22 protein-coding genes and 1 tRNA gene are annotated in these 24,745 nt (G+C 37.8%); 7 read left to right on the top strand and 16 right to left on the bottom strand.

Annotated features, from left to right (window positions below; translation table 11 throughout):
- Positions 1–13 precede the first annotated feature (13 nt).
- Positions 14–229 carry a gas vesicle structural protein GvpA gene (gene gvpA / locus FFR48_RS08410; RefSeq protein ID WP_057178839.1) on the bottom strand — a complete coding sequence of 72 codons (216 nt, stop codon included), beginning with the start codon at positions 227–229 and terminating at the stop codon, positions 14–16.
- A gap of 1,237 nt (positions 230–1,466) precedes the next feature.
- Between gvpA and FFR48_RS08415 the strand changes: the two genes are divergently transcribed.
- Positions 1,467–1,733 (top strand): hypothetical protein, encoded by a 267-nt coding sequence (locus FFR48_RS08415; RefSeq protein WP_137667052.1) that lies wholly within the window; start codon positions 1,467–1,469, stop codon positions 1,731–1,733.
- Positions 1,734–1,967: 234 nt separating this feature from the next.
- Here the strand turns inward: FFR48_RS08415 and shc are convergent, their stop codons facing one another.
- Positions 1,968–3,872: a squalene--hopene cyclase gene (gene shc, locus FFR48_RS08420; RefSeq protein WP_137667053.1), complete on the bottom strand. Its 1,905-nt coding sequence runs from the start codon at positions 3,870–3,872 to the stop codon at positions 1,968–1,970.
- A gap of 33 nt (positions 3,873–3,905) precedes the next feature.
- Here shc and FFR48_RS08425 point away from each other — a divergent pair, with 33 nt between their 5' ends.
- Positions 3,906–5,087 (top strand): glycosyltransferase, encoded by a 1,182-nt coding sequence (locus FFR48_RS08425; RefSeq protein ID WP_137667067.1) that lies wholly within the window; start codon positions 3,906–3,908, stop codon positions 5,085–5,087.
- Between the two features lie 104 nt (positions 5,088–5,191).
- On the opposite strand, the gene FFR48_RS08430 is transcribed toward FFR48_RS08425, so the two are convergent.
- The 8 genes from FFR48_RS08430 to petM form a co-directional block, all read right to left on the bottom strand.
- Positions 5,192–5,605 (bottom strand): hypothetical protein, encoded by a 414-nt coding sequence (locus tag FFR48_RS08430; RefSeq protein WP_190647779.1) that lies wholly within the window; start codon positions 5,603–5,605, stop codon positions 5,192–5,194.
- Positions 5,606–5,836: 231 nt separating this feature from the next.
- Positions 5,837–5,920 (bottom strand) — tRNA-Leu (locus FFR48_RS08435).
- A 90-nt stretch (positions 5,921–6,010) separates the two neighbouring features.
- Positions 6,011–7,090, bottom strand: a complete 1,080-nt coding sequence (locus tag FFR48_RS08440; protein WP_137667054.1) for a glycolate oxidase — start codon at positions 7,088–7,090, stop codon at positions 6,011–6,013.
- Positions 7,091–7,238: 148 nt separating this feature from the next.
- Positions 7,239–10,073, bottom strand: coding sequence for a zinc-dependent metalloprotease (locus FFR48_RS08445; RefSeq protein WP_137667055.1), 2,835 nt, complete (start codon positions 10,071–10,073; stop codon positions 7,239–7,241).
- A gap of 526 nt (positions 10,074–10,599) precedes the next feature.
- Positions 10,600–11,286, bottom strand: a complete 687-nt coding sequence (nblR, locus tag FFR48_RS08450; RefSeq protein ID WP_096572633.1) for a response regulator transcription factor NblR — start codon at positions 11,284–11,286, stop codon at positions 10,600–10,602.
- Positions 11,287–11,512: 226 nt separating this feature from the next.
- A complete protein-coding gene (locus FFR48_RS08455) occupies positions 11,513–12,430 on the bottom strand; it encodes an NAD(+) kinase (protein WP_137667069.1) in 918 nt (305 codons plus the stop codon).
- A gap of 80 nt (positions 12,431–12,510) precedes the next feature.
- A complete protein-coding gene (locus tag FFR48_RS08460) occupies positions 12,511–13,509 on the bottom strand; it encodes an SDR family oxidoreductase (protein ID WP_096567165.1) in 999 nt (332 codons plus the stop codon).
- Positions 13,510–13,688: 179 nt separating this feature from the next.
- Positions 13,689–13,793, bottom strand: coding sequence for a cytochrome b6-f complex subunit PetM (petM, locus tag FFR48_RS08465; protein ID WP_096567167.1), 105 nt, complete (start codon positions 13,791–13,793; stop codon positions 13,689–13,691).
- A gap of 266 nt (positions 13,794–14,059) precedes the next feature.
- On the opposite strand from petM, the gene pdxA reads away from it, so the two are divergent.
- On the top strand, positions 14,060–15,160 hold the full coding sequence (pdxA, locus tag FFR48_RS08470) for a 4-hydroxythreonine-4-phosphate dehydrogenase PdxA (RefSeq protein ID WP_137667056.1): 1,101 nt from the start codon (positions 14,060–14,062) through the stop codon (positions 15,158–15,160).
- A gap of 188 nt (positions 15,161–15,348) precedes the next feature.
- Here pdxA and FFR48_RS08475 read toward each other — a convergent pair whose 3' ends face one another.
- Both FFR48_RS08475 and FFR48_RS08480 read right to left on the bottom strand, forming a co-directional pair.
- On the bottom strand, positions 15,349–16,107 hold the full coding sequence (locus FFR48_RS08475) for an endonuclease/exonuclease/phosphatase family protein (protein WP_236104031.1): 759 nt from the start codon (positions 16,105–16,107) through the stop codon (positions 15,349–15,351).
- Positions 16,108–16,618: 511 nt separating this feature from the next.
- Positions 16,619–17,335: a response regulator transcription factor gene (locus tag FFR48_RS08480; RefSeq protein WP_096567177.1), complete on the bottom strand. Its 717-nt coding sequence runs from the start codon at positions 17,333–17,335 to the stop codon at positions 16,619–16,621.
- A 502-nt stretch (positions 17,336–17,837) separates the two neighbouring features.
- Between FFR48_RS08480 and FFR48_RS08485 the strand changes: the two genes are divergently transcribed.
- Positions 17,838–18,269 (top strand): rhodanese-like domain-containing protein, encoded by a 432-nt coding sequence (locus FFR48_RS08485; protein WP_137667058.1) that lies wholly within the window; start codon positions 17,838–17,840, stop codon positions 18,267–18,269.
- A 160-nt stretch (positions 18,270–18,429) separates the two neighbouring features.
- On the opposite strand, the gene FFR48_RS08490 is transcribed toward FFR48_RS08485, so the two are convergent.
- From FFR48_RS08490 to trpB, 4 genes are all read right to left on the bottom strand, one after another.
- Positions 18,430–19,059, bottom strand: coding sequence for a ribonuclease H-like domain-containing protein (locus FFR48_RS08490; RefSeq protein ID WP_137667059.1), 630 nt, complete (start codon positions 19,057–19,059; stop codon positions 18,430–18,432).
- A 102-nt stretch (positions 19,060–19,161) separates the two neighbouring features.
- Positions 19,162–19,707, bottom strand: a complete 546-nt coding sequence (locus FFR48_RS08495; protein WP_137667060.1) for a CAP domain-containing protein — start codon at positions 19,705–19,707, stop codon at positions 19,162–19,164.
- Between the two features lie 548 nt (positions 19,708–20,255).
- Positions 20,256–20,771 (bottom strand): CAP domain-containing protein, encoded by a 516-nt coding sequence (locus FFR48_RS08500; RefSeq protein ID WP_137667061.1) that lies wholly within the window; start codon positions 20,769–20,771, stop codon positions 20,256–20,258.
- A 9-nt stretch (positions 20,772–20,780) separates the two neighbouring features.
- A complete protein-coding gene (gene trpB, locus FFR48_RS08505) occupies positions 20,781–22,022 on the bottom strand; it encodes a tryptophan synthase subunit beta (RefSeq protein ID WP_137667062.1) in 1,242 nt (413 codons plus the stop codon).
- Positions 22,023–22,817: 795 nt separating this feature from the next.
- Here trpB and FFR48_RS08510 point away from each other — a divergent pair.
- The 3 genes from FFR48_RS08510 (at position 22,818) to FFR48_RS08520 (ending at position 24,660) form a co-directional block, all read left to right on the top strand.
- Positions 22,818–23,084: a ribbon-helix-helix domain-containing protein gene (locus tag FFR48_RS08510; protein WP_096567186.1), complete on the top strand. Its 267-nt coding sequence runs from the start codon at positions 22,818–22,820 to the stop codon at positions 23,082–23,084.
- The gene (locus FFR48_RS08515; protein ID WP_096567188.1) at positions 23,081–23,374 is read left to right on the top strand and encodes a type II toxin-antitoxin system RelE/ParE family toxin; all 294 of its coding nucleotides are present in this window, start codon (positions 23,081–23,083) and stop codon (positions 23,372–23,374) included. Before FFR48_RS08510 ends, FFR48_RS08515 begins: the two co-directional genes overlap by 4 nt.
- Positions 23,375–23,811: 437 nt before the next feature.
- Positions 23,812–24,660, top strand: coding sequence for an alpha/beta fold hydrolase (locus FFR48_RS08520; protein WP_137667063.1), 849 nt, complete (start codon positions 23,812–23,814; stop codon positions 24,658–24,660).
- Positions 24,661–24,745: the final 85 nt, after the last annotated feature.

The raw sequence follows: 24,745 nt of genomic DNA on the forward strand, positions 1-24,745 counted from the left end.
ATCTACTTCAAAATTAAGCAGGTACCGCAGCAGACTGAGTCAAACCTACAGCTTCTGCATATTTCAGGTAGGTTTCTACAGATGCGATTACGATTCTAGCTTCTACTGCTAGTAATTCAATACCAACTAAGGAAACACGAACCCAAGCATCTACAACGATACCTTTGTCTAGGATTCTATCAATAACTTCTGCCAAGCTAGAGGAAGAATTAGTTTTTTCAACTGCCATTGTTTTGTACCTTAATTCATTGTTGTTGATTTGAGTATCTACTTATATCTTGTAATAGTTTCATTGTAAACATGACTACAGTAAGGTTTATAAAGGTCGATCTTTTATTTACTAGGTTATATGGAGACAACTTTATGTATGTGGTTAAACCACTATATAGTTAGTCTCACTAGGAAATTCCAGTTTGTTTAGTCCCAGAATTTTCTGATGTTAACCTAGCTTACTGGAGTCATGTAACATTCACAAGATAGTAAGTTATACACTCGCTTGAACTCTTTATACTAATATCACTAGTTTTACTATTTGTAAAGAGCCTGGCAAAAAAATCAGTAGTAGAGAATAAAGTCAGTCATTATTACTAAGTTATAACTCAATATGTAACGGATTGTAACAAAAATTAAATTTACCCAAAACCTTTCTCTTGAGTCTCTTCCCTGATCCTTCTTGACTGTGACAATGACAATTTTTAATGCCAACCTGGCTAAAAAACTAAAAATCAAGAAATTTATGGCTAAGGAAATTATGTTTTTGTCCTTACGTGGAATTGCCTTTAAGTAATGATTTTTACTCTTAAATGACATTGATCACAAATATTTACGTAAATTTTATGATAAAAAAAATGTTCTAATTATAACTTGTGTTAACAACAATGTTACAAAAGTAAATATATTAGGAGTAAAATAGATTTTTTGTAACTTACCTTAATCTACACATACCAGTATCTGTGATCTGTAAATAGCCAAAAGTTTGTATAATAAAAAGACATTATGTTTAAGTATTTATTCTATTCACCTTGTTCTGTATGGGTTGCAGTTGGTTTCGTGAGCAAAAATTATTTAAGTATAATCAATTCAGACTAATCAATTTAAAAAGCATTGATTTACGGCTAAAAGCTTAATAGTGAATATATACTGAGATTTCAACTTATACAGGACTTACGCAAAAGGGAACGAAAGTAGGGGTAATATCCTTCGGGAAGCAAGCTACATGAATTACCCCTACGCAAGAATAAGGTTTTCAGTCACATCTTGCGTAAGTCCTATTGTACACAAAGGAAAAATCGCTCCCATCGAACTCTTGAAACTGTTCCCTGTTAAGAGTTCCCTGTCTCCACGACAAGACTTTTTCAGCAAACCCTAGGTACTGAGTAATTTAAAATTACTGAACAATAGGAATGGCAATATTAGGTGAAATCTATTATTATAATTAGTCAAATTCAATTATTTCTCCCTAAATTATGTCTATAGAAAATACTTCTGCTTCTGTGTCACAGCAAGCCTTAGCCGCTCTGATTGATGCTTTAGTCCAGCAAGGTCATCCACCTCAATATGCTCAAGCAATGGCAACATCAATAATTTTTCAGACAGACTTAGATTTACGGAACGCCCAGCTTGCTAGACTTTTAGCCTGGCTGAAAGAAGAGCATAATAGTATTTATCCATCTGCTCTTGCTATAGTCGAAAATACTTGCAAAGAATTTGAAAATCGAGTTACAAAAGGCTAAATATAAACACATTTGTACTTAGTTAAGGTTAACTTAGAAAGAAGCCATGTGATCTGAAAACATCACCCACGGTTTTGAAGCCGAGCATGAGGGGTGACTCTCATGCTTAGGTTAACAGAGTGTCAATACACCTATTAATTCAGTGATACAGCAAATTGCAGATCAATCAAGTACAGGATCTAACTTATACAGCAAGCAATTTTTACTCTTCAACGCAGTGCTTTTTCCTGACTACTAAATTCTGCTGTATCTTCCCAAAGCAATTAAGGGAAAATACTGTTGATAAAGGTGATACTTGAGATAAAAATGACAAGGAAAACCTGTGCCTGTAAAGTAATATTCATCCCAAGTACCATCTGAACTTTGAGTTTCTAACAAATAATTAACCCCTTTTTCAAGACTCTGAAAATCAAATTTTCCCGTTGCTTCACTTGCTGCAATTAATCCAATTATCGCCCAAGCTGTTTGAGATGCGGTACTGTCTCCCTGACCTTTTAAACTCGGATCATTGTAACTAAAACAAGTTTCACCCCAACCACCATCAGCGTTTTGCACTTTCACTAACCAAGCTGCACCTCGTTCTATTTCACTGCGATATTTTTGGGGGTTTATTAATGCTAATGCTGATAAAACTCCACTTGTTCCATAAATATAATTTACTCCCCAACGTCCAAACCAACAACCTTCTGTTTCTTGTTCATTGAGAAGATAATTCAACGCCTTTTCTAACTTATCTGCGGGAATTGATAAGTTACCAACGCCCAACATTTCTATTACTCTAGCGGTGACATCGGCAGTATTTGGATCTATCATAGCTTTCAAGTCACCATAGGGAATAGAATTTAGCCATTCTTGATGATTATCAATATCAAAAGCTGCCCATCCTCCCGGTTGACATTGCATTGATTCTATCCAATTTAAAGCTCTTTTTATAGCTTGTTTTTTGAGGTTTTCATTGGGTAATTTTGCCTGATGCAAAGCCATGACAACTACAGCAGAATCATCCACATCGGGATAAAAGCGGTTATCAAATTCAAACGCCCAAGCACCGGGTTTTCCTTGTTTATTTTTGACAAACCAATCACCATAATCAAGTATTTGTTTGTCTATTAACCATTCTCCAGCTTTTACTATTACTGGATGATCTGCCTCAAAACCTGAATCAATTAAGGCGCGAATTGCCCAGGCTGTATCCCATACGGGAGAAACACAAGGTTGAATGCAGTAATTATTTTCTGTTTCCATGGCGAAATTATCAACTGCTTTTAAACCCCGGTAAATAATCGGATTGTTAGCGTCGTAATCTAGACATTTTAAAGCTAACAGAGAATTTAACATGGCGGGAATAATTCCCCCCCAGTCTCCTGTAGCTTCTTGACGTTCTAAAATCCATTTTTCAGCAGCTTTGATTCCTTCTTCTCGAAAAGGTACAAAATTTAAACTTTCTGCTAATTTAAACCCGTCATCCAAAATGGTAAATATATCCGACCAATCATTATTTTTTGGTAATTCCCATTTGACATTATTCACACCTTCGGTATATAATTCATCTAGGTTGATGGGGTTGTCAATTTCAAAGACAGGTTTCTGATCAAAGACTATTAATAATGGCACGGTACTAGAACGCGCCCAGCTTGAAAGCTCATAAATATTGAAGGGAAAATTTTCAGGTAATAGCATTACCCAAGGTGGTAATGACGGCAGTCCACGCCAATTATAACAACCTATTAATGCTAAATGTAATTTAGTAAAAATGCGGGTTTTGCTAATTCCACCTTTTTGCAAAATTAAAGACTTTGCTTTGATGAGTGCGGGATCTGTTGCAGGTACACCTAACAACCGCAAAGCCATGTAAGCTTCTACAGTGGTACTGAGTTCTCCCCCATCACCATAAAATAGTTCCCATCCTCCATGCTCTTTTTGTTGCGATCGCAAATAGTTTTCAACCTTATGCAAAGGTCGAGTTTTATCTGTTCCCCAAATTTTATGTAACAGTACAGTTTCCGCAGTGATGGTAACATTTGATTCTAATTCCGCCCACCAATAACCATCGGGTTTTTGAATTGACAGCAGATGTTTTTGACTAGCGGCGATCGCTTCTGTAATTTCCTTGACTTTTACCCTGTCTTGTGTTTGCATAAAATCCTGACCTCAGCAGTTATGGTAGAAGTTATGGTAGAAATTTTAGCGGGTTTGATGGTTTTATCTTTAGCAATTTGGTTATTTTTACTGTTGTTTTGGGGGCAGTTTTGGCGGGTAGATCAACAGTTAAAAACCACAGCAAATAAATTACAATCTTTACCTACAGTGTGTGTAGTAGTTCCAGCGAGGAATGAAGCTGATGTAATTCCTGTAAGTTTGCGATCGCTCCTTTTACAAGACTATCCTGGTAATTTTCATGTATTTTTAGTAGATGATCAAAGTACCGATGGTACAGCCAATTTTGCCCAAGGAGTAGCTTACGCAGTTGATAAACTCGAACAATTACATATTATTTATAGTGCAGATTTACCTCATGGTTGGAGTGGTAAACTTTGGGCAATGGAACAAGGTGTAAAAGTTGCTGTAGAGACGTTTCATGAAACGTCTTTACAACTACCTGACTATTTATTACTAACAGATGCAGATATAGAACATGATATTAGTAATTTACGGCGATTAGTTGCCAAAGCAGAAACAGAGAATTTAGACTTAGTATCTCTCATGGTAAAACTGCGCTGTCAAAGTTTTTGGGAACAATTATTAATACCTGCCTTTGTCTTTTTCTTTCAAAAACTTTACCCTTTTCGTTGGGTAAATAACCCGAAAAAATCTATTGCTGCTGCTGCTGGTGGTTGTATTTTAATTCGTCGAGAAACCCTAGAAAAAATAGGCGGACTACAAATAATTCGTCAAGCATTAATTGATGATTGTTCTTTAGCCAAAGTCGTGAAATCTCATCAAGGTAAAATTTGGGTGGGATTAGATGCTTTAACTTATAGTTTGCGTCCTTATGATTCCCTAGAAACTATTTGGAATATGGTAGCCCGTAGCGCCTACACACAACTAAATTATTCTCCTTTGTTGTTAGTGGGAAGTGTCTTAGGAATGTTTATAGTTTATATGCTGCCAATTTTAGGAATTATCTTAGGTTTAATTATGGGTAATCTGCTAATAATCATTACAGGTCTACTCATATCGCTATTAATGACATTCGCATATTTTCCCATAATCGCCTTTTATAAATGTCCTCTTTGGTTAGCTTTTTGTTTACCTATCATTGCCTTTTTATATACTTTAATGACATTAGATTCTGCTAACCGACATTGGCAAGGAAAAGGAGGTGCTTGGAAAGGTAGAGTTTATCAAAATTAGAATTATTAAAAAGTCAGGAGTCAGGAGTTCAAGGAGTCAGAATTTTATCTCTCTCTTTTTATCTCGTTCCCAGTCTCAGACTACGAACGAGAAATTATCAATTGTCAATCATCAATCATCAATTGATAACTATGCCAAATTGATGGTTTATCGTTATTAGTTTTTTCAGGAAGTAGCAAACGCCAACTTTTACCTTCTCGTTGAATTTGTAAATAAATATCAAAAGGTTTTTGTGGTTGAGTGATTTGTTTTTTGGGTAATTTAACAGTTAAATCATAAGTTCCCTGGACATGATAAGCTGGTAAATATTCAATGGTTAAAGGTTCTTCTTGCGTAATTACTACTTGCTTAATCTCAAATTTTTGAAAGTCTAAATCTAGCTTTTGTGTAAGTTGCTTTTGAGTTTTTTCTAGTTGAATAGCAATGGCTTTTTCAACTAATTCATAAGTCGGTTGCAATGCAATACTACTACAAGCTGTTAATAAAATCAAAATTCCTATTAAAATTAACCGCATCATGTATTTTCTATAATACCTTGATATACACTGATCAGGTAGTTATCCTAGCTTCTAGCCAAAATACCTACAATTTATACACAGTAAAGGTTTCAATTATCTGGTATAACTATGTTAGTGATTATTTTTTTTGATCTAAAAAATAGTGCTTGACAGATTTGGTAGAAAATTGGTAGAAAGTATCAAAGTTAAGACTTGAATTTTCTAACCCAAAAACCCTTATCTAGTAAGCAATGGGCAAGAGGAGAATCGAACTCCTATGACCGCAAGGTCGCCACATTTTGAGTGTGGTGCGTCTACCAGTTTCGCCACTCGCCCTTGGTAGCAACTTTTCTATTATAACCTATTCTTCTAATTTGGCAAGGGGTTTGGAAAAAAAATTTTTTTGCCCTTTTTTTTGCACAACCACTAACGACAAATCACCAAACTAGAATCTATATCCTCTAGTCTAGCACAACCACTGAGAGCCATTGCTGTAGTTAGTTCCTCTTTGAGTAGGTTGATAATATCAGCTACTCCCGTTTCTCCAGATACCGCTAATCCCCATAATACCGGACGACCGATCAAAACCGCTTTCGCCCCTAACGCTAAAGCTTTAAGAATATCAGTACCCCGACGAATACCCCCATCTAACAAGACTTCCGCTTTACCATCCACTGCGGCGACTATTTCCGGTAAAGCATCCAAGGAAGCGATCGCCCCATCTAATTGTCTACCACCATGATTAGAAACCACAATCCCCTGTGCGCCATATTCCACTGCCCTCACCGCATCATCACCCCGTAAAATTCCTTTCAAAACTAACGGTAAAGGACTTAAAGATTTTAACCATTCTAAATCCTTCCAAGTCAAAGCCGGATTAATCTGCTGGGCAAAATAAGTTAATAAACCAGACTCGCCTTTTTCTTGGGGAATGTCTAAACCTGACATTTTGGTTAAATTAGCAGGATGTAAACCAGGGGGTAAGGTAAATTCATTGCGTTGATCTCGCTCTCTTTTTCCCAACACTGGCGCATCCACAGTTAAACAAAGTGCCTTGTAACCTGCTGCATAAGCTCTTTCTACCAAAGCACGAGTTAAACCCCGATCTTTGTGAATGTAAAGTTGAAACCAGCGCAAACCATCATCAACCATTGCCACATCTTCTAAACTCTTAGTAGATAAGGTACTCAGCACCATAACCACACTTGCGGAAACTGCGGCTTTTGCTGTAGCAATTTCCCCATCTGGATGGGCTAAACACTGAAAAGCCATAGGTGCAATCATCAGAGGTAACTGCAACGATGCACCTAAAACTTCAGTTGTCAAGTTAATTTCACCGACATCAACGAGCATTTTAGGACGCAGTTTCACCCGTGTAAAAGCAGCGCGATTATCTTTTAAAGTAATTTCATCCCATGCACCACTACTGTAATAATCAAACGCCATTTTGGGTAGATGGGTTTTTGCTAACTCTTCATACTCAAATAAATTAATGGGTGAAATCATGTCTGTTTAAATAAATATATTATTTGTTTAGGCTGGTGATAGGTAATTGGTAATGGGTAATTGGTAATGGGTAATTGGTTATTGCTAAACTTCTTTCTGTCCCCAGTCCCCAGGGATGCACTGAGCTTGTCGAAGTGTCCCCAGTCCCCTAGTTCCCCTGCAATGGAGCATTTAAAGCTTTTTCAATGCGATCGCGGGTTTCCAGTAAATGCGCTTTTGTATACTCATCATTAGACCTCACCCGTTTGAGTTGGTGATCTAATTGTTTGAGCTTATACCATGCTAAAGTGCGAGCGTCTTCTGGTACATCTACTTTCCTTAATACCATAGCTGTTAAAAAGTTGACATATTGCCGTTGTAAACCCCGTCGTAAACTAGAAATTTCTAATTTTCCTTTTGGTTGTAAAACTTCCGTCCAAATTCCCATTTGCAAAGTATTAAATACTTCAGGTAAAGTCAGTGCTTCACCGGGTTTGCTTTTAAGTTCGATATCCTTAATGCGAGTCAGGCGATCGCTTGAAAGTAAATCACTCAAAACCGCACTCTGTACAAACAACACCAAATCATGAACCGGGAAATCTAAACGCCCCGTGACAGGTGTACTTCCCCAGTGATACCAACGAGAAGGTACTAATTTATTCAGTAGTTTCGGTGAAAATTTCAGCGCCTCTTCATCAAAAACATACTCTTGCAAAGTTGCTAATGCCTGTCTTTGTTTTTCCACAGGAACCGCCACAAATGGTAATCTGCCTTTATTATCAACCGGATTAACTCTGTAAAAAGACTGACCACCAATGTATTTAATAGTGTAACTTAACTGCTGTAAATAATTACCAAAAATGGTACTAAACTGATCAGTTAAATCGCTGTAACTATCACCATACATTAAATAACCCTGATTTAAACGATCCCACATCACACGGGAATTATCCAACTGCCAGCGAGAATAAACTAGCACATTACCGCTATTATCCCAAGGTGCAGATGTAGGATCAATTTCCGATGTATCTTCATCAGGAGAATAACTCAACTCTGGGTTTTCTGATAATTTCGCTATTTCTGCCAAAAATGATTTTTCTGCAATGGTACTTTTTGCCCCAGAAGGAGTATAACCATACTGTATTGCCCAAATATCATAACTTCCCACTTTATCAGGAAAATAATCCCCCTGAACTGTACCACGAGGGGCAATATTAGGAGGAATATAATCCATCACTGAAGCAGTTAAACCCTTAGTGCTAGTAATTTCTCGATTATTCATCTCCTCTGGAGGTAAAAGATTACTACCGCGAAAATTATGCCGCAAACCTAAAGTATGGCCGACTTCATGGGCAATAATTAAACGTAAATATTGATGAATATAATCTTGCATCTGATCCCGACTAGGAACAGTATTTGCTAATAGTGACATAGCCAAAGCACCAAAAGCAAATTGATTAGTAGATTCTATCCCATAGCATAAATCATACTCTCCCGCTAGTTTAGATAAATTGCCAATTAACCCTTTATTTTTTTGATCATTTTTACCACAAAGAAGGCGATTTTGCATCAATGTAGATAAAGTAGTTGGCGTTTGTGTTTGTTTTTGTGTTTGCTTGGGTAAAATAATTTGCCGATATTCATTTTTTAAAGCCCTCACAAAACTAGCATCTACCAGAATATCAGCATCCAAAATTTCTCCCGTTAAGGGATTAACACGGGAGGGACCAAGGGCAAAATAGCCATCTACCGTATTAATCCAGCGAATTGTATTATACCTAATATCAGCCGCATTCCAGGTAGCATTATCTGGCATTTGTTTAACTTCAATCGCATCCTTAAAACCCGCCTGCAAAAAAGCTTGATTCCACATTAATACCCCTGCTCTAATCGCATCACGATATTCCAAAGGAACAGCATTATCAATCCAGAAAACTATCGGTTTTTTTGGGGGAGAAATTTCCGCTTTGGGGTCTTGTTTTTCTAAATTCCAGCGATTAATATAACGGACAAAATTATCATCACGATCATCCCTAGATAAATCTTGATATGCAGTGATAAAATATCCCACACGCTCATCTGCTAAACGTGGTTGATAATTATTATTAGGCAGTTGAGAAATACTGTAGTGCAGTTTGAGAGTAAAGCCACGACTATCAGCCAGTACACTCAGATTTCCGCCAGCGCCTGTAAAATTTAAAATTGATTGCACTTCTAGATTATGGGGAAAAACTTTGGCATTACCAAAATAGGCTTGTTCTGGACTTGCTGATAATTCCAAACTCGCAGATAATCCTGCTAAATCTGTTAAGAGTAAATCACCTAAATCAATGAGTATTGTTTTCCGTTGGGGATGAATACTTTTAATCGGCAAATTATAGAGAACAGAATCACTAAAAGAACGCCGCAAAGAACGAGCTTGTGGATCTCCTTCACGAGTCCGAAAATTCACATTCCGCACCACAAATTGCAAAGTATTATCTATGCGTTGGAAATAAAATAGAAAATCTTGCAACGGTAAACCACTATAAATACCTTTTTCACCAATACCAGATTCCAAAGTAGCTGTAGCTAAGAAGTTTTTATTTAGTTGTTCTGGTTTAATTTCTAAATATATTTTATTATTTTCTTTTTGGTGATAAAGAGTAAATATACCCTCTAATTTTTGAGTGTCTTTGACAACATCATCAAATTCTTCTAAATTCTCATTTTTATATGGTTTAGTGATATCTCCAGGTTTTTTAGTTGGTTTATTGGCATTTTTCGCAAGTTGTAAAAATGGTTGTTGTCTGGCTTTTTTTGGATCTTCTACCACCCACATAAACGGTTGTTTTTGTACCTGTTTATTTTGATTAATTACCCATAGTTGCGATGCTGGTAAAGTTATTTGATCTGAAGTTGCCAGATTTTCCTTTGCCTTTGTCTCTAATGACTGGGCGCAAGCAGTTCCCATACCTAAAAATAAACTATGTAACACAACTATATAAAAAGTTAATCTTTTCATTCTACATCCCTAATAACTATTGATTCTGGTAAAAACAACAAGGCAGAAAAAAAGCTAACACGCTCAGAGAGTTCCTCTAGGATGATTAACCATGACTACAGTATAAAATTAAAAAATTGTCAACTATATTTAACTAAACAAAAATCAATAAATAAAATTCCGGCAAAATCCAAGATTTGAATGTATTGGGAATATTAGCATAAAGAAATATTAGGTTGGTTGCATTGTTGGTATTTTTTTCCTGTGCTTCCGTAGACAGAGTAGTTAGGACATCAATTTATCATGAAACTCCTACTACAATAGGGTTTTACTGCTGACTCCTGACTCCTGACTCCTGTACGGGCGAAGTACGGGCGAAGCATTCGGAAAATAGCCTGTTGCTAAAATTGATAATTGGTTGCCCGAATGCTGATGCTTCCAGCACGCTTCGCGAACGCCCTTACAGGAAAATAGCCTGTTCATAAAATTGATAATTGGTTGCCCGAATGCTTCGCCCCTACGAGTCTTGACTCCTGCTACAGAATTTTTAAGATTCTCTTAAAACATATCCTACACCCCGCACCGTTTGAATTAAGCGTTTTTGCCCTTCCTCTTCAATTTTCAACCGCAAGTAGCGAATGTATACTTCAATCACATTTGACTCACCCATAAAATCATAACCCCAGACATTCTCCAATATTTGCTCACGGGTTAATACTTCACGGGGATGCTCCATAAAAAACTTTAATAGTTCAAATTCTTTCATAGTTAAGTCGATAGCTATACCATTATAGACAGCGCGACGGATGCCAATATCTAGCACCAAATCTCCAAAACGCAACTGTTCACTGGTATCGACATCAGGTTTGAGATATAGACGAATCAGCTTGAGAAAATCTTCTGAGCGATAGGGTTTAAGAATATAATCATCAGCACCAGCTTCCAGACAAGCGACACGATCATCAACTGTATCTCTGGCCATTAAAATTAAAACAGGGGAACGATGGCCACTGCTGCGGAGATTTTTGCACAAAGAAAGTCCAGATTCTCCTGTCAGCATCCGATCTACAACAATTAAAGCAGGTTGCATTTCGCGGCTTTTTTGCAAACCACTAGCCGCATCATGAGCCACAACAGTATCATAGCCGGCTTCTTGCAAATCAAAAGCTAATTGATTAGCTAAACTATCATCGGGTTCAATCACCAGAACGCAGGCACTGTGAGAAAAGGTCATATAAATTGGTAATGGGTAATGGGTAATTGGTAATTATTTGGTAATTGATACAATTGATACAAATGATATTGTAGATGTTTTAGCACGTTCCATGATCAAACCTCGACTGTCCCAAGATGCAATTTTAATTACTCATTCCCAATACAACCCAATACAATTGCTTAACTACCAATTCTCGAAGAAAACCTGTATTGACAACTGACAACTGACTACTGACTACTGATAATTATGGCAATTCTACAGAATTGGGTTTAGCAATATGCGGTAGTCCCCAGCCTAATTTTTCCCGTAAAACGCGGAAAAACTCTGGTGATTGTAAGCGAATAAACCTAGCCTTATGTTGCGATCGCTCCAAATATACCCGATCCTCTGACATCACATAACACCCACCATTACCATCTACCACCATCACCATCCGGGGTACATTGACTGGATAGATGTTCACAGGTTCATTGTTGGGAAATACTAAAGCCCTAGAGGCCAAAGAATGGGGACAAATTGGTACTAGCTGCAACACAGGTACACCGGGAATAATCACAGGTCCACCAGCACTTAATGAATAAGCAGTTGAACCAGTTGGAGTAGAAATAATTACACCATCGGCTGCAATATCCACTGTTGCATGATGACCAATTTGAATTTCAAAGTGGCACATCGAAGTTAATGGTTCTCGATGCAACACCATTTCATTTAAACATAAGGCTTCCCATAAGACAGTTTCCCCCCGTAGCACTTTGACATTGAGCATGGTTCGTTCTTCGACTTCATACTCACCTGCCATTACCTGTTCTATAGCTTGGGGAAGTTGGTTTAGATAAGCTTCTGTCAAAAATCCCATGTGACCAGTATTCACAGTTAACAATGGTATCCCACAGGGGGCAACTTGACGGGAAGCTGCTAAAACAGTTCCATCTCCCCCTAATACCACTGCAAACTCCATACTGGAATCAAAACCGGGAGGTGTGAGAGCTTCCACTGGGGTGTGGCATACAGGACTATCAGGATTAGAGTAGCCCAGTATACCACCGATGCTTGTTGTCACACACACATCCCAACCAGCTGCGGTTAACTGGTCTTTGAGTTCGATAGCGGTTCTAGTTGCTATCGGTTTAACGTCGTTGTAGATAATGCCAGCTTTCGGCACATTCAAATATCCAAGTAGGCTATGCTTTTTCTTTAGTAATGGTTACATATTTTGGGATATTGTAATCAACATCTGGGATTTTATTGACTATTAGCTTTTGATGACTGTTTAAAAGGCGTTTTTTTATCTTTTTTCTTTTTGCTCTTGGTTTTCTCGTAGTCTAGCTCTTTCAGCTTTTTCATAATCCGGCTGAAATACTCTTGCAAGTAAGTTTCTACTGTGGCTGTCTGTTGTTGCTCCAAGCCAAACACTGTATATACTTCATCCATTGGCGCATTTAATGGTTTACCACTGGCTAAAACTTCGGAAAAAGCCAATCTATCAGCTACATTCCATCCCCATTGGAAAAACCGCAGTAAGCTTTGAACACCACGCAACAAGCCAATAGGCATCCGTGTTACTCTGGCATCTTTTCCTGATAAACGTTCACAAATATTTATTATTTCTTCTGCACTCCAAGCACGAGTACCCACCACAGGGAAAGTTTGTTTTTGGGTTTCTGGTACACTCAATGCCCGAATCGCAAATTTAGCAATATCTTGAGTATCCATATAAGCCACCGGGGAAGATGAACCTGTCACCCACACCGGCTGATTTTCCAAAATGGGTATGCCATATTGACCAATTAAGCCTTGCATAAACCCAGCTAATCTTAAAATAGTGTAATTTAAGCCAGATTCAGCTAAAAATAATTCTGTACATCGCTTGATTTCCATTAGCGGTACATTGGGATATTTATCAGCATCAAGAATAGAGAAAAAGATAAAATGCTCTACACCCGCAGCTTTTGCAGCTTGAATTAATGCTACCTTACCTTCCCAATCTACCTGTTTAATTGTTAATGAATCTGTAGCGCGAGATGTGGAAGCATCAATGACTTCGTTTACACCTTCTAATGCTCCTACCAGGGTTTCGGGATAGCACAAGTCGCCTTTCACCAGTTCTGCACCCCACTCTTTGAGAAATGCAGCTTTTTTGGTACTGCGAACTAAGCAGCGTACTTTGTACCCCTCGTCAATAGCACGACGAGCTACTTGTCTTCCTAATGTGCCAGTAGCACCGACAATTAATAATGTCATGAGGGTCGTTATATATTTTAATGTTTTATGATAAAAATCTTAACAGAGTTTAGTTATAGAAATAAAAGTTTACATTTTTTTTAAGGAGGCTGGGGATTGGGGATTGGGGACTGGGGACTGGGGACTGGGGACTGGGAAATTAATATTTCTCACCCTGCTCCTTGCCCCCTGCCCCCTGCTTATTCTTCAGCGCCTTGAATTTTCAGCAATAAAGCGCCGAGACCCCAACCTACGAAGATTAAGCCGAAAGATAGCATAGCTGCATTTAAGATTTCGCCGCCCATTTGCTGTGTTTCTCCTTTGTGAACTGAATGGTTTGTAGATGTTTACCGTTTATGAGACTGCTTAACTTAACTTGATCGCTCAAATCTCATTTTTGCTAGTCTGGTAACTTAGGTAAACCAGGTCTTCAACTGTCTTGAGGATTAGACCTGTCTAAATAATTCTAAAATAGTTTAGCAGCTAATTGAAATCGGGACTGGGTAAGTAGCGATGTGGCTTAATTAACAGTTTTCCTGTTCCCTGTTCCCTGTTCCCTATTCCCTGACTTATGACTAATACTCATCAACGTCCACGTTTAGCACTGACACTGGGAGATCCTGCCGGTATTGGAGCAGAGGTAACTTTAAAGGCTTTGGCTGATTCAGAAGTTAGCCAAAACTGTGATTTAGTCGTAGTGGGTAATCGGCATTTACTCACTAAAACTTATAAAAATTTGACAGCTAATACTGATAGTTCACTAGCTTTGGCCAATCCTGATGAGTTAAATGTGATTGATGTTGATGTACCAAACTCAGGTGAAATTATTACTGGGGTGGGTAATGCTGCTAGTGGTGCGGCCAGTTTTGCTTATATGAAATATGCCATAGCCCAAACTTTAGCAGGTGATTTTGATGGTATTGTTACAGCACCTATCGCTAAATCAGCTTGGAAAGCCGCTGGTTTTGATTATCCGGGACAAACCGAACTTTTAGCCGAGAAAGCAGGTGTAGAGCGTTTTGGAATGTTGTTTGTCGGGCGATCGCCTTTTACTGGTTGGACTTTACGGGCTTTACTTGCTACCACACATATTCCTTTATGTCAAGTATCGTCAACCTTAACACCGGAATTATTAACAAAAAAATTAGATTTATTAGCAGAATGTTTAGAAAGAGATTTTGGGATTAAAAATGGGAAAATTGCGATCGCTGGTTTAAATCCCCACAGTGGAGAAATGGGACAATTAGGAACAGAAGAAATAGATTGGTTAATCCCTTGGTTAAAAGCAGAAAGACAAAAACGACCGCATTTACAACTAGAAGGACCCATACCACCGGATACAATGTGGGTGAAACCGGGTCAAGCTTGGTATGGTAATTCTAACGTTAAAAATCCTGCTGATGCTTATTTAGCACTTTATCATGATCAAGGTTTAATTCCTGTAAAATTAATGGCTTTTGATCGGGCGGTAAATACTACCATTGGTTTACCGTTTGTGAGAACTTCCCCAGATCATGGAACAGCTTTTGATATTGCCGGAAAAGGTATTGCTGATGCAACCAGTATGAAAGCTGCGATACAGTTAGGGGTGGAGTTGGTGAAGCAAAGGCAAAGTTTACCTCACGCAGAGGCGCAGAGACGCGGAGAGGAAAAGGATGTTATGAGAACCTAGCCCAGAAATTATCTGAGCAAGGAGAAATTGAATTTTATGGTTTAATTACCTTATTAGATGCTTTGGGATTACAGTTAGCAGTATCCGTTAAGTCTGCTTAATTTTTGATGATTAATTCCCATTCCCTATTCCCTATTCCCTATTCCCTATTCCCTATTCCCTATTCCCTATTCCCTATTCCCTATTCCCTATTCCCTATTCCTGATGCTTAATTTCACAATCACCGGAAAATGATCAGAAGGCCAAATACTTTCCCATTGTTTATTGTCAATGATTACTTGTTCGATGTGAAAACGGCGATCGCCATAAATTGTATCTCTAGCATCCACAGGTTCACCAGTAAAATCATGAAAAGTTTTTTGTTCTGCTAACGGCAGATTTGCTAAAGTATCTTGTATTCTAAAATTATCAGCTAAAATTATTCGTTCTAAAGTTCTGGAATGAGCGTTAAAATCTCCTGTTAACAGTAAATAATTTTCAGCAGGAAAACCCATTAAACGCAGACTCAGCAAACCTGCACCCAACTCCCTCGCTTTAGCAATTTCATGATCTAAATGAGTATTAACAATAGTTAGAGAAATACTAGGATCACCCACCTGAAAATTAGCCCAAGTTGCCATGCGTGGTAAACGAGTTCCCCAAGTAATACTACCAGGAATTTCTGGAGTATCGCTGAGGTAAAAATCTTGAGTTTCTTGCAGTTTTAAAAGTTCAGGTTGATAGAAAATTGCACAGTGTTCATCTTCTCCTGTACCAGAGCGATCGCCACCAACAAATTTATATTCTGGTAAAAGTGCTTGTAAATCCTTCAGTTGATGGGGTTTACCTTCCTGTGTACCCACTACATCTGGTTGATAGTGTTGAATAACAGCAGCGATCGCACCTACACGCTTTTCCCACTGACGTACCCCCGGATCTGGTTTGTCGCAGCGGAGGTTAAAAGTCATAACTGTGATTTTCATTACTTTCTTTAATGGCATCTATATTGATAAGAATATATAGTATATAGTCAATTTAGATTTTATAGTTCTATAATAACTTATTAGCGGAAATTTTAAAAATCTTCAAAATCTAAAATCTAAAATCTAAAATCCAAAATCCAAAATCCAAAATCCAAAATTGCTCTGAGGCTTGAGTAGATACAAATTCCCTGACCGACTTTAGCCTTAATAATTCCAACTCATGCTAAATCTGTGATCAAGCCCCAATAAAAATCCTTGGTAAATTCAGATGTACAACCAGATTGTTAATTGATAAACGCACCAATATTTTAATGATTTGTTTTTGCTCTGGAGTGTAAGCATTCAGCATTCAGTCATCGGTTTCCGTCAGTACCTGAAAGATTGAAATACAAAGAATGAAAAAAGCAGATGCAGATAACATTCCTAAAATTAAAACGTCTGAATCCTGGCTATTGGCTGATTACTGATTACTGATAGCTGAATACTTACGGAGAGGTTAAACTTTGTTACCTTCTGGTGGTTCAAACTTATAACCATAGCCGCGTACCGTTTTGATAAACTCTGGTGTACTCGAATCAACTTCCATTTTTTTACGTAATTGACCAATATGCACATCTACAACCCTTCCATCTCCTACATAGTCACAACCCCAAATTTTCTGAATTAGTTGGGGACGACTCCAAGCTTGTCCTGGATGACTAGCTAAAAAATGTAAAATATTAAACTCTAAAGCCGTTAAAGCTAAAGGTTTATCATTCAATTTTACCTCTCTACCTTCTGGGTTAATTGCTAATTGTTGAAAAACAAGACGTTGTGATTGATGAGGATGGATATAACGAATGCGTCTTAAAAGTGCTTCAACTCTGACTTCCACTTCTGCTAGGCTAAATGGCTTAGTCATGAAATCATCTGCACCTGCGGCCAGAATTTTAATTTTATCAGCTTCATCATTCCGGCTAGTGAGTATCAAAACTAAAACATTGGTGCGACTTTGCATTTCTTGACAAAGTTTATAGCCATTGGCATCTGGCAAATTCCAATCCAGAATTACCAAGGCTGGATTGAATTGATCAAATAATGCCATAGCACTTTTACCATCTGAGGCCGATTCTATTTGGTATTTTCGACTCAGAAAACGGTAGACGAGATTTCTCACACTGAAATCGTCATCTACAATCATAATCTTGGGAATATTCGTGGCAAGCTTATCCATAGTCCAATGCAGTTTATTGATTGATTTGGCGATTTTCTGTGGTGACAGATGCTTTGAGATGTTGTGTTTAAGGAGTATCTTAGCTCCTGGCTAAATAAATAAGTAGGAAAAATGCTTTAGTCCTTGTATACACTGAATTTTTCCTGAAGTTTATGCAAACTTTATAATAATCCTTATAAAATGTATCGGTAATGTATGATTTTGGTATTTTTTTAAAAAAAAAATGTATAAAATATAAATCAATTGTGGTGTTATACCGAAGTATCTGTACTGAAATATTACTGATGACGATATGAGAAATCGAATATATCTAAAGATAGATTTTTACAAGATTTATTCAGGATTTATTCAGGATTTATTCAGGATTTATTCAGGATTTATTCAGGAAAATTTTTATATTTTCATACTCAAGCCAGACAAATTAACTAGACTTTGTTTGTTAATTTATTGTTGACTAAGTTGATTGAAGTTGAAATTGAATAGGTTAAAACGGATAAAACTTATGACTAATAATTTGATGGGTGGGATTATTCCTCAACAGCCACCCATAGAAGTAGAATCGGATGTTCATGTAGTTAAATCTCGTCTAGAATGGGGAGAACCAGCATTTACAATTTTGGATGTCCGCGATCGCTCAACCTACAACCAAGGTCATATTATGGGCGCAATGCCTATGCCTATAGATGAACTAACAGATCGTGCAGAAATTTCTTTACAAAAAAGCCGTGATATTTATGTTTACGGCACTGATGAGGGACAAACTGCTCAAGCTGTCCAAAAATTGCGTGCTGCGGGATTTGTACACGTATCAGAATTAAAAGGTGGTTTGGGAGCATGGAAGGCAATTGGTGGACAAACAGAAGGTATTATCGAATCAAGAACTCCCGCAGGTGCAGATGATTACAATGTTGTCTCTCGCATCCAAAATCATTGAGAAAATCAATAGAAGTGATTGGTGATTGGTGACTGGTGATTGGTGACTGGTGATTGGGTAGAATCAGATAAAAAGTCAAGCATTTTGTTCCCTGTTCCCTGTTCCCTATTCCCTGTTCCCTGTTCCCTGTTCCCTCTTACCTAAGAATTACGAATTACTCTTAATGTTCAAATAAATCTTTGAATTGTAATAAATCCAAAGAAACCAATGTTGGTAAAACTTGAAAGCACTCTTGTGCTAGTTGCCAACGTTCTTCTCGTTGTAGCATTTGCGTTAGTTTTTGTTGAATGCTCAATAAGTAGCGGACATCATTAGCAGCGTAACTTAATTGAGCCTCCGATAAATTAGCAGCATTCCCCCAATCAGAACTTTGAGAGCTTTTGTCTAGTTCTACTTGTTCTAATTCCTGTACTACATCTTTCAAACCATGACGGTTAGTGTAGGTGCGGGCTAACTTACTAGCAATTTTAGTACAAAAAACAGGTTGAACCTGAATATTAAGATTGTGGCGTAAGGTAGCAATATCAAACCGTGCAAAGTGAAATACTTTGAGGATGTGGGTTGCTTCCAAAAGTTGTTTTAAATTTGGAGCTTCTGTTTGTCCTTTAGCGATGCGGATAGCGGTGACTTTTCCTTCTGGGTTGCACAACTGAACAAGACACAAGCGATCGCGTTGTGGTAATAATCCCATTGTTTCCGTGTCTACAGCCAGAGCTTCAGATTTTAAATACTCCGCGAGGGTAGCAGCATCTATATCACCGTCACTAACCCTAAAATCATCTAATCTCATCAATCGTTCCCAAATGAATGATAGTGTCTATCAGTTAAAAAATTACTGGATCAGACACTAATTTATTATTATGCAAATTGTGCAAAAAATCAGTAAGACAATCTATTTGGTATTGACAAATATTTGTGTGAGATAAACTTCACCTTTGGCATTAGTCGCCACTCCCACCCCTGTCAATTTAAAATTTCCTTGAATATTATGCAAATGTCCAGGACTGTTGAGCCAACCAATCACAGCTTGCTTTGCTGGATCACTATATCCCACGTTGAAAGCCACATTTTCGGCTGCATTGTCATATTTAAGAGGAATGGCTTTAACTCGTTGTTCCAATCCATGATGACTAAATTTCACTATACCATTAGCCATGTTCTGACTGTGAATTCTTGCTTGCTGAGTGATACTTGCATTTAAGGTGAGCTTTGATAATCCTTGAGAAACACGATATTGATTAATTTGCTCAAAAACTAATTTTTCTAAAGTAGCATTTTCAGAACCAAGATTCAAAATAGCCGCCTGACTAGAAGTATTAAATGACTGAGTGTAAGTGATTTTTTTAGCAGAATTATTGCTGGGAACAGGATCAGTCATCAATCCACTAGCAAGGACAAGCGTACTTAAAGCCATGCCAAAAGCAGTTTGTCGGAACATAGAGAATTAGGTAGTGTATGGATTTATCAGACATATACTCTATCTTCTGATGTACAGAATAAGTACCAGGATACTGTCAAGTATTGGTGAACTGAAGAATTACAGTAGGTGTCAGGAGTCAGGAGTGGTAGGGGCGAAGCATTCGGGCGACTAATTATAAATTTTTGTCTAAGCCTATTTTCCGAGTGCTTCGCCCGTACAGGAGTCAGGAGTCAGGAGAAATATTACCTATTACCCATTACCCATTACCTGTCACCTTCTATAATTCATATTTTTGAGTTCACTTTCCTGAAAATGACATTTTATTTTGCTAAAAGTCTGCCAATTTCATAACTTTAAAAAAATCCAGTATCCAGTATATGCCTATGGTAGATGCTTCACCTCACAAAGTGTTATTGTCACTACATTTTTAGTCAAAAAAATATATAAAAAATAGTATCCATTGACAGATGCAAAAATAATTGATAATTGATAATTGATAATTGAAATTATTGGGATTACGAAACCAAATAATTACCAATCACCAATCACCAATCAGGCACTAAAATTTATCTTGATGTGAGGAAAATTTGTGTGAAAAAAATTTGTCCTTTGCTATTACTCGCCACACCAATTCCTGTGAGGTTGTAATTACCTCTAATGTTAGCTAGATGTCCTGAACTCTTTAGCCAACCTTGTACAGCGGTGGTTGCAGGATCTCTAGAACCTTGGTTGTAAGCCACATTTTCCGCAACTCGACTGAAAGGAATACCAATCGCTCTGACTCGTGCTTGAAATCCATCATGACTAAAGGGAACTTTACCACTAGCCATGTTTTGACTGTGAATTCTTGCTTGCTCATCAATACGAGAATTACGAGTCAATGGGGGTAAATTTTGGGAGGATCGGTACTGGTTTATTTGTTGGAAAACATAGGCTTCTATGGCAGCAGTATTAACATTAGTTTGTGCTACTTTGTAGCTGTCATTGGATATAAAAGATGGACTAGGAGCAGAACTAGCCATCCCACCACTGACTAAAACTAAGAAACCTGCACCAATAGCTGAAATAGTATTTCTCAACATGATTAATTATCAGCCTTGAATTAAGAATTTAGCAGCTGTTTGCACATCCTTATCACCTCTACCAGAGCAGTTAATCACAATCCGGGGACTGCCTGTAAGTTGAGGACATAAAGTTTCTAAATAGGCGATCGCATGAGAAGTTTCTAAAGCAGGTATAATTCCTTCTAACCGGGATAAGCGTTGAAATGCCTCTAAAGCTTCAGCATCTGTCACACTATAATATTCAGCCCTGCCAATATCCTTCATATAGCTGTGTTCTGGACCAACACCAGGATAATCCAAACCTGCACTAATGGAATGGGGTTCAATCACCTGTCCATCATTATCTTGTAACAGATAACTCATTGCCCCATGCAATACACCAACTTGTCCTTTTGTCAAGGTAGCGGCGTGTTTACCAGTATTCACGCCTTCACCAGCAGCTTCTACACCTATTAACCGCACCGATGGTTCTTTAACAAACTCATGAAAAAGTCCCATTGCATTAGAACCACCACCCACACAAGCCATAAGAATATCAGGTAAAGCACCCCATTTTTCCATTGCTTGAGCGCGGGTTTCCTGTCCAATAACCGCGTGAAAATCCCGGACTATCATCGGGTAAGGATGGGGACCAGCTACAGAACCCAGTATATAATGAGTAGTTTCTACATTCGTTACCCAGTCACGGATGGCTTCAGAAGTGGCATCTTTGAGAGTTCCCGTACCGGCTGCCACACCACGAACTTCCGCCCCCATCAAGCGCATTCTAAACACATTTAAGGATTGGCGTTCCATGTCGTGAACACCCATGTAAATAATACATTGCAAACCAAAACGAGCGCAAACGGTAGCTGTAGCTACCCCATGTTGTCCTGCACCTGTTTCAGCAATAATGCGCTGCTTACCCATGCGCTTTGCTAATAAAACTTGACCAAGGGCATTATTAATTTTATGAGCGCCTGTATGATTTAAATCTTCGCGTTTTAAGTAAATTTGCGCTCCTGTGCCATCATGACGGGCATAATGGGCGGTGAGTCTTTCAGCAAAGTATAAAGGGGTAGCGCGTCCTACGTAATCTCGCAGTAAACCTTGTAATTCTGCTTGAAAATCAGGATCATTACGGTATTGGTGATAAGCTGTTTCCAGTTCAGCTAAAGCCGGCATTAAAGTTTCAGGAACATATTTACCACCAAAGCGTCCAAAACGTCCTAAGCTATCGGGAACAGCAGCGGTTTGTGAGAAGTTGGGAGAAAGGGGAGTAGTAGTCACAGATTCGGTTAAATTAGAGAACACAGTTAATTGTAATTCTAGAACAATCTTCTTTTACAGCAGGAGTCGTAGGGGCGAAGCATTCGGAAAATAAGCTGTTACACAGCTAAATTGTATAATCCTAATATTCTGAACTCTTGTTTAACAGGCAAGATGCCTGTTCCACTTATACAAATTAAATGCACAACAGCTTAGTTTTGGACAAAAATTGATAATTGGTCGTCCGCATGCTGATGCTTCCAGCACGCTTCGCGAACGCCCGTACAGGAGTCAGGAGTAAAACTATTTTTGTTTCTCGTTTTCTCGTTCTCAGTCAGAGACTGGTAATGCTATCTAGGAGGTTCTACCTCCAGTTATCATTGAGGCATAACCCCTAACTGTGTTCTGCTATATAAAACCTAGACAAAACTAGACTTTACTTTCTACTTCAACGGGAGCATAGGAGCAGTTATCCCTCAGTAGACTTTCACGCCTTAGCCAGACGCGATTGTGTTCCAATTAAGTTTCTGAAAAAGACTACCACCATCATTGCTTGGTTTTCGCGTCGGCAATAGTCTCAATTCAATACTTGATATCACCGTATTATATATCAAGTAGTTGATTTTTTCCTAAAAATATATTGATTTTTGTCAATACAAGTATAGTTTTGTCTATGAAATTGTCAACTTAGGACTTGCTCACTCAGAGCATGGGAACTAGAGACTAGAGACTGAATGGGAATATGCTTGTCGTGGTGGAACTAACCCAAGTTACATATTGTTTATAATAAAAATTATCAATCACAGAAGACAAACCATGAATATTACCCTAAACCCAGAACAAGAACAGTTTATTAAAACCCAACTAGCACAAGGTAAATTTCCTGATGCTCAAGCAGTAATTAATCAAGCATTACAATTGTTACAAGAAACACAAAAAGAATATGAAGAATGGGTAGAAGATGTGAGAATTAAAGTCAACGAAGCAGCAGCAGAATTAGAACGAGGTGAAGGAGTTCCTTTAGAAACAGTCATTGAACAAATGCAAGCCAAATTTCGCCATGCGCGTGAGGCGAAAAAATGAATCAATGTTTAATTTCACCTCAAGCAATAAAAGATTTAGATAGCATTTCCGAATATTTTTTAACTAGAAATATTGAAACAGGAGAAAAGATTTTTCAAGAATTTACGAGAAAGTGTGAAAACTTGCTGCAATTTCCCCAAATGGGGCGTAGTTACGAACACATCAGAAAAGGAATGCGGGGAATACCTCTTAATGGTTACATCATTCTTTATCAACTTGTTGATGATCATGTAGAAATTCTCAGAATTGTCAATGGTCGTCAAGATTTAGAATCTTTGTTTGCAGGATAAATACATAAACGCGGATAAACGCAGATTTTCAGAATCAAGATATCCAGGATTAAAGGATTTACAGGATAGAATCAATTAAAAAATTAGGATATTTTCACAAATAAAAGCGGATGCCTATATAATTAAAGAAGACTTTTTTTACAAATGATGAGGATTTTCATGATGAATCCAGCACTGGAAAACAAAAAATCTATTTTAGAAAAACTAGACAATTTAACACCTGCACAACAGGAACAAGTATTAATTTTTATTAATTCATTATTCTGACAAAAAATATTTAACTGTTTTATGATATCTCTTAATAGCTCCTTATTTTATCAGGTTGTCAAATAAAAGTCAATAATCCCCTACTTGTTTTTTAGTCTTGACAATAAATGATAAATTAATGTTAGAAGTCGGGGATCTATATCATTGCATTTTCAGGATCGGAAAATAAAGTGTCAATAAAAGAACATAAGATAACAGTAAATTCCCTAGAATGGTATTATCGGGAAGCCCAACCCATTGGACGAAGTGATTTATTACCAGTGGTATTACTACACGGCATAGTTTCCCAAAGTTATAGCTGGAGAAATATTATACCAGCTTTGGCAGCACAGGGAACAAGAGCGATCGCACCAGATTGGATTGGATACGGCTTTTCTGCAAAACCAGAAAAACGCGATTTTGCTTACACTCCCGACGCATTTATCAAAGCTTTAGATGACTTTATTCAAGCTATAGAATTAGAACGTTTTTCCTTAGTTGTGCAGGGATTTTTAGGTTCAGTTGGTTTACAATATGCCTTGAAAAATCCTCAAAAAATCGCCAATATTGCCATTTTAAATGCTCCCATTTCTACATCTGCTAAACTACCTTGGAAAATTCAACAAATGGGTTTACCATTAGCGGGGGAAGTGATGACACAAGATCCCTTATTAGTGGATAGAACCTTAGAAGGTGGATGTCGTTATCGCATCGAAGATCCAGATTTAGATGTTTATAGAAAACCGTTCTTGAAAACTTCAGCATCTGGTCGCAGTTTACTATCAACAATTAGAAATTTGCAACTGGATCAAGCCATGTCAGAAATTGAAACAGGTTTTAAAGAATGGCAAAAACCGATTTTAGTACAATGGGGAATCATTGACCCTTGGTTATCTTTAGATATGGCTGAAAGTTTTGTGAAATCTGTACCCGATGGGGACATAATTAAGTTACATAATGTGGGACATTATCCCCAAGAACATTATCATGAAGTGATTTTACAAGACCTGTTACCCTTTGTGCGTCGTCATAGCAGGTGACAGGTGACAGGTGACAAGTGACAGGTGACAGGTGACAGAAATAATTGATTACCAATTATCAATTACTAATTACCGCGATAATCTG

This window comes from Sphaerospermopsis reniformis (genome assembly GCF_005402885.1).
GTDB lineage: Bacteria > Cyanobacteriota > Cyanobacteriia > Cyanobacteriales > Nostocaceae > Sphaerospermopsis > Sphaerospermopsis kisseleviana.

Bases quoted from the DNA above. Each gene is read 5' to 3' on its own strand.
- gvpA (WP_057178839.1), bottom strand. From the start codon at position 229: ATGGCAGTTGAAAAAACTAATTCTTCCTCTAGCTTGGCAGAAGTTATT.
- FFR48_RS08415 (WP_137667052.1), top strand. From the start codon at position 1,467: ATGTCTATAGAAAATACTTCTGCTTCTGTGTCACAGCAAGCCTTAGCC.
- shc (WP_137667053.1), bottom strand. From the start codon at position 3,872: ATGCAAACACAAGACAGGGTAAAAGTCAAGGAAATTACAGAAGCGATC.
- FFR48_RS08425 (WP_137667067.1), top strand. From the start codon at position 3,906: ATGGTAGAAATTTTAGCGGGTTTGATGGTTTTATCTTTAGCAATTTGG.
- FFR48_RS08430 (WP_190647779.1), bottom strand. From the start codon at position 5,605: ATGATGCGGTTAATTTTAATAGGAATTTTGATTTTATTAACAGCTTGT.
- FFR48_RS08440 (WP_137667054.1), bottom strand. From the start codon at position 7,090: ATGATTTCACCCATTAATTTATTTGAGTATGAAGAGTTAGCAAAAACC.
- FFR48_RS08445 (WP_137667055.1), bottom strand. From the start codon at position 10,073: ATGAAAAGATTAACTTTTTATATAGTTGTGTTACATAGTTTATTTTTA.
- nblR (WP_096572633.1), bottom strand. From the start codon at position 11,286: ATGACCTTTTCTCACAGTGCCTGCGTTCTGGTGATTGAACCCGATGAT.
- FFR48_RS08460 (WP_096567165.1), bottom strand. From the start codon at position 13,509: ATGACATTATTAATTGTCGGTGCTACTGGCACATTAGGAAGACAAGTA.
- petM (WP_096567167.1), bottom strand. From the start codon at position 13,793: ATGGGCGGCGAAATCTTAAATGCAGCTATGCTATCTTTCGGCTTAATC.
- pdxA (WP_137667056.1), top strand. From the start codon at position 14,060: ATGACTAATACTCATCAACGTCCACGTTTAGCACTGACACTGGGAGAT.
- FFR48_RS08475 (WP_236104031.1), bottom strand. From the start codon at position 16,107: ATGACTTTTAACCTCCGCTGCGACAAACCAGATCCGGGGGTACGTCAG.
- FFR48_RS08480 (WP_096567177.1), bottom strand. From the start codon at position 17,335: ATGGATAAGCTTGCCACGAATATTCCCAAGATTATGATTGTAGATGAC.
- FFR48_RS08485 (WP_137667058.1), top strand. From the start codon at position 17,838: ATGACTAATAATTTGATGGGTGGGATTATTCCTCAACAGCCACCCATA.
- FFR48_RS08490 (WP_137667059.1), bottom strand. From the start codon at position 19,059: ATGAGATTAGATGATTTTAGGGTTAGTGACGGTGATATAGATGCTGCT.
- FFR48_RS08495 (WP_137667060.1), bottom strand. From the start codon at position 19,707: ATGTTCCGACAAACTGCTTTTGGCATGGCTTTAAGTACGCTTGTCCTT.
- FFR48_RS08500 (WP_137667061.1), bottom strand. From the start codon at position 20,771: ATGTTGAGAAATACTATTTCAGCTATTGGTGCAGGTTTCTTAGTTTTA.
- FFR48_RS08510 (WP_096567186.1), top strand. From the start codon at position 22,818: ATGAATATTACCCTAAACCCAGAACAAGAACAGTTTATTAAAACCCAA.
- FFR48_RS08515 (WP_096567188.1), top strand. From the start codon at position 23,081: ATGAATCAATGTTTAATTTCACCTCAAGCAATAAAAGATTTAGATAGC.